This is a genomic window from Paraburkholderia caballeronis, from assembly GCF_900104845.1.
GTDB lineage: Bacteria > Pseudomonadota > Gammaproteobacteria > Burkholderiales > Burkholderiaceae > Paraburkholderia > Paraburkholderia caballeronis.
The window spans coordinates 1301561-1314214 of sequence record NZ_FNSR01000002.1 but is presented as its reverse complement, the minus strand read 5'-3'; the positions used below and the strand labels follow the sequence as shown (position 1 = coordinate 1314214).

The following is a 12654-nucleotide window of genomic DNA, read 5'->3' as shown; positions in this document are numbered from 1 at the left end:
AGTTGTCTTCAATCCCGGGCGTTGGCTGGAGTGCGCGTCGCCCCAACGCGGCTGGTAGCTGGAGGGAGTCTTGATAGGGTCGACCAGCCGGAGAGCCCCTTCACACAAGGCTCCCCGGCTGCGATGCGCTTAACGCGACATCATGTTCATCGTGACGTTATGCATCACCCATATCGTACCGAACACGAGGAACGCCGCCGCAAGCACCGTATAAGCGATCGCCAGCAGGTTCCACCCCTGCCCGGACGACGTGTTCAGATGCAGGAAAAACACCATGTGCACGATGATCTGCACGAGCGCGAGAATCGCGATCACGATCATCGACGTGCCCGGGTCCATCGCGCCGTGCAGCACGAGGCCGAATGCGCCGGCCGTCAACAGCACCGACAGGACGAAGCCGGCGATATAACCGCCGAGGCTGCCATGCGGCTCCTGAGCGGGCGAATGAGAATGAGCCATTTAGAGCACGCTCCCGAGATAAACGAAAGTAAACACGCAGATCCAGACGACGTCGAGGAAGTGCCAGAAGAGGCTGAGGCAGGTCAGACGACGCACTTCCTGCTCGCCGAGGTTCTGGCTGCGCACCACCTGCACCATCAGCACGACCATCCAGATCAGGCCGGTGAACACGTGAAGCCCGTGCGTGCTGACCAGCGCGAAGAACGACGACAGGAACGCGCTGCGATCCGGGCCGGCGCCCTGCTCGATCAGATGCGAGAACTCGCGCAGTTCGATCACGAGGAAGGTCACGCCGAGCGCGAACGTCACCGCGAGCCAGCCGAGCACCGTGCCGGATTTGCGCTGGTGCGCGCCGAGCATCGCAAAGCCGTACGTGATGCTCGACAGCAGCAGCACGCCGGTTTCGAGCGCGACGCCCGGAATGTCGAACAGATCCTTGCCGGTCGGGCCGCCCGCAAACTGGTGCGCCATCACGCCGAACACGGCGAACAGGGACGCAAACAGAATGCAGTCGGTCATCAGGTACACCCAGAACCCGAATACCGAGTGCGACTCCGGATGTTCGTTGTAGTCGTGTTCGGCGAGCGTCGCCGCATTGGTTTTCTGTAACATCAGTTGGCCTCCACGGCAGCCAGCGCGCGATTACGCCGTTCTTCGATTTCTCGGACTTCGTCGGCGGGAATGTAGTAACCGTCGTTCCGGCCGAAGCTGCGGAGCGCGATGACCGCAACGATCGCGATCAGCGACACGACCGCAAGCCACGTGATGTGCCACACGCCGGAGAATCCGAACACGAGGCTGAGTACGCCGATGAAGAAACCCGCGCTGGTGTTCGACGGCATATGGATGTCGCGATAGTTGTCCGCGACGCCGAGACCCTGGCCGGTTTCCTTCATGTGCGCGAACTCATCCAGTTCGGTAACCTGCGGGATCACCGCGAAGTTGTACACCGGCGGCGGCGACGACGTTGCCCATTCGAGCGTGCGCGCGCCCCACGGATCGCCGGTCACGTCACGGTATTCCGGCTTGTTGCGCTTGATGACGCTGACGATCACCTGCGTGACCTGCAGCACGACGCCGACCGCGATGATCGCAACGCCGACCGTGGCGAGGATCAGCCACGGCTGCCAGTCCGGATTGTCGTAGTGGTTGGTCCGGCGCGTCATGCCCATGAAGCCGAGCACGTAAATCGGCACGAAGGCGACGTAGAAGCCGACGAACCAGCACCAGAACGCGCCCTTGCCGATCTTGTCGTTCAGCTTGAAGCCGAACACCTTCGGGAACCAGTAGCTGAAACCCGCGAGGTAGCCGAACACGACGCCGCCGATGATCGCGTTATGGAAGTGCGCGACGAGGAACAGCGAGTTGTGCAGCACGAAGTCCGCGCCCGGAATCGCCATCATCACACCGGTCATCCCGCCGATCGAGAACGTGACCATGAAGCCGATCGTCCACAACACCGGCGCGGTGAACTCGATCCGGCCGCGATACATCGTGAACAGCCAGTTGAAGATTTTCACGCCGGTCGGAATCGCGATGATCATCGTCATGATGCCGAAGAACGCGTTCACGTCGGCGCCCGCGCCCATCGTGAAGAAGTGGTGCGCCCACACGAGGAACGCCAGCACCATGATCACGCACGACGCGTACACCATCGTCTTGTAGCCGAACAGCGGCTTCTTCGAGAACGTGGCTATCACTTCCGAATAGATGCCGAACGCAGGCAGCACGAGGATGTACACCTCGGGGTGGCCCCACGCCCAGATCAGGTTCAGATACAGCATCGCGTTGCCGCCGCCGTCGTTCGTGAAGAAGTGCGTGCCGACGTAGCGGTCGAGGCCGAGCAGTGCGAGCGCGATCGTCAGGATCGGGAACGTCGCCATGATCAGCACGTTCGAGCACAGCGCGGTCCACGTGAACACCGGCATCTTCATCAGCGACATGCCAGGCGCACGCATCTTGATGATCGTGACGAAGAAGTTGATCCCGGTTATCAGCGTGCCGACCCCGGACAACTGGATCGCCCATATGTAATAGTCGACCCCGACACCCGGACTGAACTGCAGCTCGGACAGCGGCGGATACGCGAGCCAGCCGACCTGCGCGAACTCGCCGATCACGAGCGACAGGTTCATCAGGATCGCGCTGATCGCGGTCATCCAGAACGACAGCGAGTTCAGGAACGGGAAGGCGACGTCGCGCGCGCCGATCTGCAACGGCACGACGAGGTTGAACAGACCCACCATCAGCGCCATCGCCATGAAGAAGATCATGATGACGCCGTGCGCGGTGAAGATCTGGTCATAGTGATGCGCTGGCAGGTAGCCCGGCCCGTCGAGCGCGACCGCCTGCTGGATACGCATCATCACCGCGTCGACGAAACCGCGCACCAGCATCAGCACCGCGACGACGATGTACATCACGCCGATCCGCTTGTGATCGACGCTCGTCAGGTACTCGCTCCACAACCACTTCCACTTGCCCGCGACCGTGATGGCCGCCGCTACGCCGATGACCAGCAGCGCCATGAAGGCCGCAGCCCCCATGATGATGGGCTGATCGAACGGAATCGCCTCTAATGTGAGTTTGCCGAACATGCGTTACCCCTTCGTACCGCAGGCAGCGTCACGAAAATCAGTGACGTGGCCGTTGTTGTACTTCGCAATGATGTTGTGGAAGAGCTTCGGATCGACGGTCGAGAAGTACTGCACCGGCGCCTTTTCGCTCGGCTGCGCAACCGTCGCGTACTGGTCCATGCCCAGTTGCTGCGGCGTCGCCTTCACCTTTTCGACCCACGCGTTGAATTCCTCGGGGGACTTCGCGAGCGTGCGGAACTTCATGTCCGAGAAGCCGCGGCCGCTGTAGTTGGACGACAGGCCGGCGTAGTCGCCCGCCTCGTCGGCGATCAGGTGCAGGCGCGTCTGCATGCCCGCCATCGCATAGACCTGCGTGCCGAGCTGCGGGATGAAGAACGAGTTCATCACCGAATCGGACGTGATCCGGAAGTTGATCGGCGTGCCGACCGGCACCGCCAGCTGGTTCACCGTCGCGATGCCGAGATCCGGGTAGATGAACAGCCACTTCCAGTCGAGTGCGACGACGTCGACGTTGATCGGCTTCACTTCCGATTGCAACGGCTTGTACGGGTCGAGTTCGTGCGACGTCTTCCACGTCAGGATGCCGAGGAACAGGATGATCAGCGTGGGGATCGTCCAGACGACGAATTCGATCGCCGTCGAATGGGACCATTTCGGCGCGTAGGTCGCACTGCGGTTCGACGCGCGGTATCGCCACGCGAACAGCAGCGTGAGCAGGATCACCGGCACCACGACGAGCAGCATGGCCCCCGTCGCGGTGGCGATCAGCGACTTCTCCGCGACGCCGACGCTGCCTTTCGGGTCCAGGACCGTGAGATTGCACCCCGAAAGAGAAACGACCAGTCCGGTCCCGAGAGGTATTAACAACCTTTTGAAGGCTTTTCTGTCTAGCATGTTTGCCCGATTTCCGTTGAACCACCTTGGACATACTTCCAACACATTCGCATCGCAAAAAATCGCCACGCAAAATGCACCCGTATAGCGTATGCCGCGCAATTCTACGGAACGGCCGACGGGCCAAATTTGATCCGCGCCAAGGAAATCCCTACCGCGACAAATATCGCTTACGCAGGGCGACGTTACGACGCGGCTTTCTTTCAGTTTTCTTTCGAAGAACAAGAACATCCCGCTGCGGGCCGCAGCACAAGGTCGCGGAATGGGCTGCCAACGGCCGCCGGAGACGCCGGACAGCCATTCGCGAGCATCCGTTTTAATCGCCCGGATTAATACGGCAGGACGAATAATTACGACAGTCCGGGATGAAATCCGGACTCGAAAAATCCGATAACGCAATAAACAAGATTCAGCGCCGTTTCATAAACAGACGCGAATAGACCATTCATTGTCAACGCCTGTTTTTTATTCACAATTTGTCGCAGATCAATATCAATATATTTTTATCCGGTTGACCATTCTCGCGTCATCCGTCGCCTGCATCATCGTCGGACGACCGCCACCCTGGCCGTCTGGCCGGTTGGCGAAACAAAACGCTTGCGCTATCGTCACGGATTCCCGACGCGCCGCCCCTTCCCGACGCCCATGAGCCCCGCTTCCCGCGCCCCGTCCTCCCCGCCCGCCGACCAGCCGGAAATCCCCGACAAGCCGGGTGATTCGTACGTCCAGTCGTTCGCGCGCGGGCTGTCGGTGATCCGCGCGTTCAACGCGGACCGGCCCGAGCAGACGCTGACCGACGTCGCCAGCGCGACCGGCCTCACGCGCGCGGGCGCGCGGCGCATCCTGCTGACGCTGCAGACGCTCGGCTACGTCGAGACCGAAGGCCGGCTGTTCCGCCTGACACCGAAGATCCTCGACCTCGGCTTCGCGTACCTGACGTCGATGCCGTTCTGGAATCTCGCGGAACCGGTGATGGAGGAACTGTCCGCGCAGGTGCACGAAAGCTGCTCGGCGGCGGTGCTCGACCGCACCGAGATCGTCTACGTGCTGCGCGTGCCGACGCACAAGATCATGACGATCAACCTGTCGATCGGCAGCCGGCTGCCCGCGTACTGCACGTCGATGGGCCGCGTGCTGCTGTCCGCGCTCGACGGGCCGACGCTCGATGCGACGCTCGGCTCGTCGCCGCTCTATGCGCACACGCCGCGCACCGTCACCGACAAGGACGAACTGAAGAAGGTCATCGCGCAGGTCCGCGAGCAGGGCTGGGCGATCGTCGATCAGGAACTGGAAGGCGGCCTCATTTCGCTGTCCGCGCCGATCCGCAACCGCCAGGGGCGCATCATCGCGGCGATGAACATCAGCGGCAACGCGCAGCGCACGTCCGCGAAGCAGATGGTGAAGGCCTTCCTCGAACCGCTTCAGCAGGCCGCGGCGCGCGTGTCGGGCATGATCGCGCTGCGCACCTGAAGCCGCAGCCGCGACGTCACACGCGCAGTCGTTTCAGCCGGCCTGCGCGAACACCTGCACGAGCCAGTCCGCGAACGTCCGCACGCGCAGCGACAGTTGCCGGTTCTGCGGATACAGCACGGACACCGGCATCGACGGCGGCGGGCAATCGGGCAGCAACTGGCGCAACTCGCCGTTCGCGAGCCGCTCGCGGATGGGGTAGCGCGGCACCTGCACGATGCCGAGCCCCGCGAGCGCCGAGCCGGTATAGAGCGCCGCGCTGTTGACCGCGACCGGTCCCGGCAGCGTTACGCGCCGGATGCCGTCCGGCGTCGCGAATTCGAGCGGATGCGGCCGGCCGCTCGCCGGCGACAGGTAATTGACCGCGTGATGGCCGTCGGCCAGTTCGTCGATCGACGCCGGATCGCCATGGCGTTCGATATAGACCGGGCTCGCGCAGGTGACCTGATCGAGCAGCGCGACGCGCCGCGCGATCATCGACGAATTCGCCAGTTCCCCCGCGCGCAGCACGCAATCGACGCCCTCGCGAACCAGATCGACGTACTGGTCGCCCGAGCCGATGGACACCTCGATGCGCGGATAACGCGCGAGAAACGCCGGCAGCCGCGGCACGACGAAGTGATTCGCGAGCGTCTCCTGCACGTTCACGCGCAGCAGGCCCTTCGGGTCGGTGTCGCGAAAGCCCTCCTCGGTTTCCTCCAGGTCGGCGAGCAGCCGCACGCAACGCTGGTAATACGCGTCGCCGTCGAGCGTCGGCTTCACCTGGCGCGTCGTGCGTTCGAGCAGCCGCACGCCGAGCCGCGCTTCGAGACGCTTGATCGAGTTCGTGACGGTCGCGCGCGGCAGGTTCAGATCCTCGGCCGCCTGCGTGAAGCTGCGGCGATCGACGATGCGCGTGAATATCTGCATCTCCTGGAAGCGGTCCAATGGCGGCCTCGGGCGGGATCGTGAAGGGCTGACCTGGTCGGGTCCATGTTCTCACGATCGCCCGGCCGCCAAAAAACCCTGCGCCCCTTGGACCGCCCAGCGTTCGACCACCGTCGGGTCAACCGCGCGCGATCCGCCGCACCACGTCGACGAACGCGCCGCCCGCATCGTCGAGCTTGCCGCCGTTCTCGACGGTCACGAGCGACGCGCCGTCCGGCAGCACGAACGGCGCGCTGCGCGCGAGCCGCGCCGCGATCTCGTCGCGCGTCTCCCGCGCGCGCGCGGCGAGCCGCGCGGCCAGCACGTGCGGCGGCGCGGTCACGTGCACGACGGTCATCCGCGGATAACGCGCGAGCGCGTCGCCGACATACGCGCGCGACCCGTTCACGACGACCGTGCAGCCGAGCGCGAGCCACGGGTCGATCTCGATGCCGATCCCGTAACGCAGCATGTGGCTGCGCCATTGCAGCGCGAACAGCCCGCACCGCGAACGCGCGTCGAACTCCGCGTCGGTCAGCGCGACGTGGTTCTCGCCGCCGCCTTCCGGACGCGTGATGTAGCGATGCGCGAACACGACGCCGTCGTCCGCGACGCGGCCGCGCGCATAACCCAGCAGCGAATCCTTGCCGACACCGGACGGCCCCATCACGTAGATCAGCCGTTCGCTCATGCGTCGGCCTCCGTGGGCAAGCCGAACGGCACGCGACGCCACAGCACGAACGGCGCGCCCGGCTCCGGCTCGACATACAGCGCCGCGCCATGCACCGGCAGCGCGCCGGGCGGCTGCATCCGCGTGTTCCATGCGTCGACTAGCAATGCGCGCTCGCGCGCGTCGTCCAGCGAATCGGACAGCGTCATGTGAAACCGGAACTCGTCGAATACGTACGGATAGCCCCATTGCTCGACCAGCTCGCGCTGCCGCGCGGTGAGCTTCGCTTCGAGCCGCCGCGCGAGATCGGCGGCGGTCGGCGCCGCGCGCAACGGCGCGAGCGCGCGCAGCGCAGCGGACGCCAGTTCGCGCAGCGCGGCCTCGCCGTCGTCGTCCGCCGGCCGCAGCGCGACGAACGAGCCGATCGTCGCCGCGTCGACCGGTACGTCGAACCGGCCGCGCGTCGCGGCCCAGCGCGACGCCGCATCGAACAGCGCATCGGGCGTCACGCCGGGCGCGAGACGGAAGGGCGCGACGAGCGTCGCGTGCCAGCCGTAGCGTTGCGGCGCGACGGTCAATGCGGATAACGAACGGTCGAGTCCGTCCAGTTGCGGCGGAACGAGCGTCGCGCCGCTTTCGGGATCGCGGCCGAGCCACGCGCAGCCCGCGCGCCACCATGCCGAATCGCGCGGCGGCGCGTAGTAGAGCGCGAACCGCGCGCACTCCGGCCAGTCCGCGACGGATGCAGCCATCGATGCCGTCGCGCTCACAGGTCGTGCTCCACCATCAACTGCACGCGATCGGCCGCGAAGTGCGTGATCCCGTACTTGATCGGCACGCCGTCCAGATCGACGTCCACGTTCTCGACCCACAGCACCGGCTGCTGCCGGTTGATGTTCAGCCGCCGCGAGACTTCCGGCTCCGGCAGCACGCTGCCGATGCGGCTCCACTTGCGCAGATAGTCGGTGACGCCGAATTCGGCGAGCGCCTTCGACGTGCTGTCGACCTTCTCCATCACGGCCGGCAGGTCCGCGAAGCGCGCCGCCGGATACCAGCTGCGCGCATACGTGAGCGGCACGCCGTCCGACTCGTGCAGCGTCTCGACCCGATAGACCAGTGCGCCCGCACGCAGCCCGAGCGCCTTCGCGACGGTCGGGTCCGCCTTCACGCGCGACGCCGCCAGCAGCTTGCCCACCGCCGAATGCTGCTGGCGCTTCAGGTTCTCGGTAAAGCGCGTGCGCTTGCCGATCGAATAATCGATCGCGCCGGGCTGCACGAACGTGCCGCGCCCCTGCTCGACGCTGACGAGGCCGAGCGCCGCGAGGCCGAGCATCGCGCGACGCACCGTATGGCGGTTCACGTCGAAGCGCTTCGCCAGTTCGCCTTCGCTCGGCAGGCGGCCATCTTCTCCGAAGCCGCTCGCGGCGATCTCCGCTGCAAGGATCTGCTCGATCTGACGCCACACCGCCACGCCTGCGCCGCGCTCCAGTTGCGTGCTGCGCGGCGCTTCGTCGTTCGATGTCATGGTGCTGTCATTCCCCTCGGTTTCAATTACGGTTCCCTCGCATTGTAGTGCGCAGGGCGTGATGGAAATATGAAAACGTCCGCCGCGTCCGCGCGGGTCGATTGTATCTCTAGTCGTCTAGACGTTTAGATGAATAGATGGTCAAATAGCGGCGTTCGCGCAACACGTTCGACACGCCTTTTTGACCCGTTCACGACACAGGAGCTCCGATGAACGCAACTTCCGGTCCCTCCTCCGCAGCGGCGCGGCGCGCGTGGATGGCCGTCTTCGCGCGCACGCCGCGCGCCGAACTCGAAGCGGCGCTCGACGCCGCGCTCGAAGGGGCCGCGCCGCCCGCCTTCGACTGGCTGCGCCCGCCGCAAACCGGGCTCGCGATGGTGCGCGGGCGCATCGGCGGCACCGGCGATGCGTTCAACCTCGGCGAGGCGACCGTCACGCGCGCGACGCTGCGGCTGCGCGGTGACAGCGAGGCCGGCACGGTCGGCGTCGCGTGCCATCTCGGCCGCGACAAGCGCCGCGCGGAACTGGCCGCGCTCGCCGATGCGCTGCTGCAAATGCCCGAACGTCATTCTCGTCTGCATGAGCGGCTCGTCGAGCCGCTCGCGGCGCGCATCGCCGATGCCCGCGCGGCGCAGCGCGAACAGACCGCGAGCACGCGCGTCGAATTCTTCACGATGGTCCGGGGGGACGCATGAACCAGCAACCGACCCAACCCGCTTCGCGCGTGTCGCTGGACGCGCTCGCGCCGGGTTTCGCGGACCCGGTCCACGACACGCAGGCGGTGTTCCGCGCGTTGCTCGACGCGCTCGCGCGGCCGGGTTCGATCGGCACGATCGAGACGCCGCTGCCGGCCGCCGATGCGAACGGCGTCGCGCGCGCCGGGCTCGCCGCGTGCGCATCGCTGCTCGCGCTGTGCGATTACGCGACGCCGGTATGGCTCGCGCAGCCGGACCCGGCGCTCGCCGCCGCGCTGCGCTTTCACGCGGACGCGCCGTTCGCCGCGAGCGCGGCCGACGCGGCGTTCGTCTACGTACACGATGCCGCCGCGCTGCCGCCGCTCGATGCGTTCCATTGCGGCACGCCGGAATCGCCGGAAACGTCCGCGACGGTGCTCGTGCGCGTCGACGCGCTGACCGGCGGCGCGCCGCGCACGCTGAGCGGCCCCGGCATCGACGGCACGCGGATCATCGCGCCGGCCGGCCTGCCCGCGCGCTTCTGGCCGGAGCGCGCGGCGCTCGCGCCGCTCTTTCCGTGCGGCCTCGATTTTTATCTCGTCTGCGGCGCGTCGCTGATCGGGCTGCCGCGCACGACTCACGTGGAGATCCGCTGATGTACGTCGCCGTCAAGGGAGGGGAGCGCGCGATCGAAGCGTCGTGGCGCGCGCTCGACGAAGCGCGCCGCGGCGATCCGCGCGTGCCGGAACTGAGCGTGGCGCAGATTCGCGGCCAGTTGCGCCTCGCGGTCGCGCGGGTGATGACCGAAGGCTCGGTGTACGACGAAGAACTCGCCGCGCTCGCGATCAAGCAGGCGGCCGGCGATCTCGTCGAGGCGATCTTCCTGCTGCGCGCGTACCGGACGACGCTGCCGCGCTTCGGCTACACGCAGCCGGTCGATACGGAGCGGATGCACGTCGAGCGCCGCATCTCCGCGACGTTCAAGGACGTGCCGGGCGGACAGGTGCTCGGGCCGACCTACGACTACACGCAGCGGCTGCTCGATTTCGCGCTGCTCGCGGAACGCGGCGATGCGGCGGACGAGGTGGCCAGCACCTCCGCGCCCGACGCACGCACCCAACCCGAACCGATGCCGCGCGTCGTCGCGCTGCTCGACAAGGAAGGGCTGATCGAACAGGAAACGCCGACCCCGGACGCACCGGAACCCGGCGACCTGTCGCGCGAGCCGCTGTCGTTCCCGGCCGACCGCCCGACGCGCCTGCAAAACCTCGCGCGCGGCGACGAAGGTTTCCTGCTGTCGATGGGTTACGCGACGCAGCGCGGTTACGCGCACACGCACCCGTTCGCGGGCGAGATCCGCTTCGGCACGGTCGCGGTCGAGATGGAACTGGACGAACTCGGCGAGGCCGTCGAGATCGGCGAGATCGAGCTGACCGAATGCCAGATGATCAACCAGTTCGCGGGCAGCAAGGCACTGCCGCCGACGTTCACGCAAGGCTACGGACTCGCGTTCGGCCATGCGGAGCGCAAGGCGATGGCAATGGCGCTCGTCGATCGCGCGCTGCGCGCCGACGAACTGGGCGAGACGCTCGCGTCGCCGACCCAGGACATCGAGTTCATGCTGTCGCATAGCGACAACGTCGAGGCGTCCGGTTTCGTCCAGCATCTGAAGCTGCCGCATTACGTCGATTTCCAGTCCGAACTCGAACTCGTGCGCCGCCTGCGCGCCGAACATCGCGCGAACGCGCTCGACGGAGAAGCCGCATGAACGCCCCCGACCACGCGCTCGCGCCGGCCGCGCAGCCCAGCCCGCCACGCGACACGCAGGCCGAAGGCTACAACTTCGCGTACCTCGACGAACAGACGAAGCGGATGATCCGCCGCGCGCTGCTGAAGGCGGTCGCGGTGCCGGGTTACCAGGTGCCGTTCGCGTCGCGCGAGATGCCGCTGCCGTACGGCTGGGGCACCGGCGGCATCCAGGTGACGGCCGCGATCATCGGCGCGAACGACACGCTGAAGGTGATCGACCAGGGCTCCGACGACACGACGAACGCCGTGAACATCCGTCGCTTCTTCGCGCGCACGGCCGGCGTCGCGACGACGCGCAGCACGCGCGACGCGACCATCATCCAGACCCGCCACCGGATTCCCGAAACGCCGCTGACCGAAGCGCAGATCCTCGTGTACCAGGTGCCGATGCCCGAGCCGCTGTACCGGCTGGAGCCGCGCGTCGCCGAGTGCAGGAAGCTGCACTCGCTCGCTGATTACGGCCTCATCAGCGTGAAGCTGTACGAGGACATCGTACGCCACGGCAGCATCGCGACCACCTATGATTATCCGGTCACGGTGAACGGCCGTTATCTCACGTCGCCGTCGCCGATCCCGAAGTTCGACAACCCGAAGCTGCACATGAACCCCGCGCTGCAACTGTTCGGCGCGGGCCGCGAGCGGCGCCTCTACGCGATTCCGCCGTACACGCCGGTGAAGAGCCTCGATTTCGACGATCATCCGTTCGAGGTGCAGCGCTGGCAGCACGCGTGCGCGCTGTGCGGATCGCGCGACAGCTTCCTCGACGAGATGATCGTCGACGACGCGGGCAAGCGGATGTTCGTATGCTCGGACAGCGACTATTGCCACGAGCGCCGCGAACAGGCGGACGCGGCATCGACCGGAGAAAACGCATGACGCCCCTGATGAGCGCACGCCATCTGACGAAGCAGTACGGCGGCCGCAACGGCTGCCGCGACGTGAGCTTCGACCTGTATCCGGGCGAGGTGCTGTGCATCGTCGGCGAGTCCGGTTCCGGCAAGACGACGCTGCTTAACACGCTCGCGCTGCGCACCGAGGCCGATGCCGGCGAATTGCGTTATGCCGATGCGAACGGCGGGACACTCGACCTGCTGACGCTGTCCGAGCCGCGCCGCCGGATGCTCGCGCGCACCGAATGGGGCTTCGTGCAGCAGAATCCGCGCGATGGACTGCGCGCGGGCGTGTCGGCCGGCGCGAACATCGGCGAGCCGCTGATGGCGGTCGGCGCGCGGCACTACGGACGCATCCGCGAAACCGCGACGCAATGGATGCAGCGCGTCGAACTCGACGCCGCGCGCATCGACGAATTGCCGGCCGCGTTCTCGGGCGGCATGCAGCAGCGGTTGCAGATCGCGCGCAATCTGGTGACCGGGCCGCGCCTCGTATTCATGGACGAGCCGACCGCCGGCCTCGACGTGTCGGTGCAGGCGCGCCTGCTCGACCTGCTGCGCACGCTGACGACCACGCTGCATCTGTCGGTGCTGATCGTCACGCACGACATCGGCGTCGCGCGGCTGCTCGCGCACCGGCTGATGGTGATGCAGGGCGGCGCCGTCGTCGAATCCGGCCTCACCGACCAGGTGCTCGACGATCCGCAGCACCCGTACACGCAGACGCTGGTGGCCTCCGTGCTGCCGGTCTAGGACGAGC

Annotated in this window: 14 protein-coding genes; 6 read left to right on the top strand and 8 right to left on the bottom strand. The window is 66.4% G+C overall.

The features are described 5' to 3' along the window. Positions 1–129 precede the first annotated feature (129 nt). From cyoD to cyoA, 4 genes are read right to left on the bottom strand one after another with little or no spacing between them, the layout of a single operon-like run. Positions 130–459, bottom strand: coding sequence for a cytochrome o ubiquinol oxidase subunit IV (gene cyoD / locus BLV92_RS22390; RefSeq protein WP_090549015.1), 330 nt, complete (start codon positions 457–459; stop codon positions 130–132). Continuing rightward, positions 460–1071 (bottom strand): cytochrome o ubiquinol oxidase subunit III, encoded by a 612-nt coding sequence (cyoC, locus tag BLV92_RS22385; RefSeq protein WP_090549012.1) that lies wholly within the window; start codon positions 1069–1071, stop codon positions 460–462. Continuing rightward, a complete protein-coding gene (cyoB, locus tag BLV92_RS22380; RefSeq protein ID WP_090549009.1) occupies positions 1071–3056 on the bottom strand; it encodes a cytochrome o ubiquinol oxidase subunit I in 1986 nt (661 codons plus the stop codon). The genes cyoC and cyoB overlap by 1 nt, the downstream gene beginning before the upstream one ends. A gap of 3 nt (positions 3057–3059) precedes the next feature. Then, positions 3060–3950 carry a ubiquinol oxidase subunit II gene (gene cyoA, locus BLV92_RS22375; protein ID WP_090549006.1) on the bottom strand — a complete coding sequence of 297 codons (891 nt, stop codon included), beginning with the start codon at positions 3948–3950 and terminating at the stop codon, positions 3060–3062. A 645-nt stretch (positions 3951–4595) separates the two neighbouring features. On the opposite strand from cyoA, the gene BLV92_RS22370 reads away from it, so the two are divergent. Next, entirely contained in the window at positions 4596–5420 is an 825-nt protein-coding gene (locus tag BLV92_RS22370; protein WP_090549003.1) for an IclR family transcriptional regulator, read from the top strand. 33 nt (positions 5421–5453) lie between these two features. Here the strand turns inward: BLV92_RS22370 and BLV92_RS22365 are convergent, their stop codons facing one another. The 4 genes from BLV92_RS22365 to phnF form a co-directional block, all read right to left on the bottom strand. Beyond that, entirely contained in the window at positions 5454–6347 is an 894-nt protein-coding gene (locus BLV92_RS22365; RefSeq protein WP_090549000.1) for a LysR family transcriptional regulator, read from the bottom strand. A 118-nt stretch (positions 6348–6465) separates the two neighbouring features. Then, positions 6466–7017 carry a phosphonate metabolism protein/1,5-bisphosphokinase (PRPP-forming) PhnN gene (phnN, locus tag BLV92_RS22360; RefSeq protein ID WP_090548998.1) on the bottom strand — a complete coding sequence of 184 codons (552 nt, stop codon included), beginning with the start codon at positions 7015–7017 and terminating at the stop codon, positions 6466–6468. Next, entirely contained in the window at positions 7014–7748 is a 735-nt protein-coding gene (locus BLV92_RS22355) for a DUF1045 domain-containing protein (RefSeq protein ID WP_090551332.1), read from the bottom strand. Before BLV92_RS22355 ends, phnN begins: the two co-directional genes overlap by 4 nt. Positions 7749–7762: 14 nt before the next feature. Continuing rightward, positions 7763–8521 carry a phosphonate metabolism transcriptional regulator PhnF gene (gene phnF, locus BLV92_RS22350; protein ID WP_090548995.1) on the bottom strand — a complete coding sequence of 253 codons (759 nt, stop codon included), beginning with the start codon at positions 8519–8521 and terminating at the stop codon, positions 7763–7765. A gap of 209 nt (positions 8522–8730) precedes the next feature. Here phnF and phnG point away from each other — a divergent pair, with 209 nt between their 5' ends. From phnG to phnK, 5 genes are read left to right on the top strand one after another with little or no spacing between them, the layout of a single operon-like run. Continuing rightward, a complete protein-coding gene (gene phnG, locus BLV92_RS22345; RefSeq protein ID WP_090548992.1) occupies positions 8731–9216 on the top strand; it encodes a phosphonate C-P lyase system protein PhnG in 486 nt (161 codons plus the stop codon). Further along, positions 9213–9851, top strand: a complete 639-nt coding sequence (phnH, locus tag BLV92_RS22340) for a phosphonate C-P lyase system protein PhnH (RefSeq protein ID WP_090548990.1) — start codon at positions 9213–9215, stop codon at positions 9849–9851. Before phnG ends, phnH begins: the two co-directional genes overlap by 4 nt. Next, complete coding sequence (locus BLV92_RS22335) at positions 9851–10963, top strand: carbon-phosphorus lyase complex subunit (protein ID WP_090548987.1); 1113 nt, start codon at positions 9851–9853, stop codon at positions 10961–10963. Before phnH ends, BLV92_RS22335 begins: the two co-directional genes overlap by 1 nt. Further along, positions 10960–11880: an alpha-D-ribose 1-methylphosphonate 5-phosphate C-P-lyase PhnJ gene (locus BLV92_RS22330; RefSeq protein ID WP_090548984.1), complete on the top strand. Its 921-nt coding sequence runs from the start codon at positions 10960–10962 to the stop codon at positions 11878–11880. Before BLV92_RS22335 ends, BLV92_RS22330 begins: the two co-directional genes overlap by 4 nt. Continuing rightward, complete coding sequence (phnK, locus tag BLV92_RS22325) at positions 11877–12647, top strand: phosphonate C-P lyase system protein PhnK (protein ID WP_090548981.1); 771 nt, start codon at positions 11877–11879, stop codon at positions 12645–12647. Before BLV92_RS22330 ends, phnK begins: the two co-directional genes overlap by 4 nt. Positions 12648–12654 lie beyond the last annotated feature (7 nt).

Coding starts and splice junctions, on each gene's coding strand:
- phnF (WP_090548995.1), bottom strand. CDS start 8,521: ATGACATCGAACGACGAAGCGCCGCGCAGCACGCAACTGGAGCGCGGC.
- phnN (WP_090548998.1), bottom strand. CDS start 7,017: ATGAGCGAACGGCTGATCTACGTGATGGGGCCGTCCGGTGTCGGCAAG.
- phnH (WP_090548990.1), top strand. CDS start 9,213: ATGAACCAGCAACCGACCCAACCCGCTTCGCGCGTGTCGCTGGACGCG.
- BLV92_RS22330 (WP_090548984.1), top strand. CDS start 10,960: ATGAACGCCCCCGACCACGCGCTCGCGCCGGCCGCGCAGCCCAGCCCG.
- phnG (WP_090548992.1), top strand. CDS start 8,731: ATGAACGCAACTTCCGGTCCCTCCTCCGCAGCGGCGCGGCGCGCGTGG.
- cyoA (WP_090549006.1), bottom strand. CDS start 3,950: ATGCTAGACAGAAAAGCCTTCAAAAGGTTGTTAATACCTCTCGGGACC.
- cyoD (WP_090549015.1), bottom strand. CDS start 459: ATGGCTCATTCTCATTCGCCCGCTCAGGAGCCGCATGGCAGCCTCGGC.
- BLV92_RS22355 (WP_090551332.1), bottom strand. CDS start 7,748: ATGGCTGCATCCGTCGCGGACTGGCCGGAGTGCGCGCGGTTCGCGCTC.
- BLV92_RS22335 (WP_090548987.1), top strand. CDS start 9,851: ATGTACGTCGCCGTCAAGGGAGGGGAGCGCGCGATCGAAGCGTCGTGG.
- phnK (WP_090548981.1), top strand. CDS start 11,877: ATGACGCCCCTGATGAGCGCACGCCATCTGACGAAGCAGTACGGCGGC.
- BLV92_RS22370 (WP_090549003.1), top strand. CDS start 4,596: ATGAGCCCCGCTTCCCGCGCCCCGTCCTCCCCGCCCGCCGACCAGCCG.
- cyoC (WP_090549012.1), bottom strand. CDS start 1,071: ATGTTACAGAAAACCAATGCGGCGACGCTCGCCGAACACGACTACAAC.
- cyoB (WP_090549009.1), bottom strand. CDS start 3,056: ATGTTCGGCAAACTCACATTAGAGGCGATTCCGTTCGATCAGCCCATC.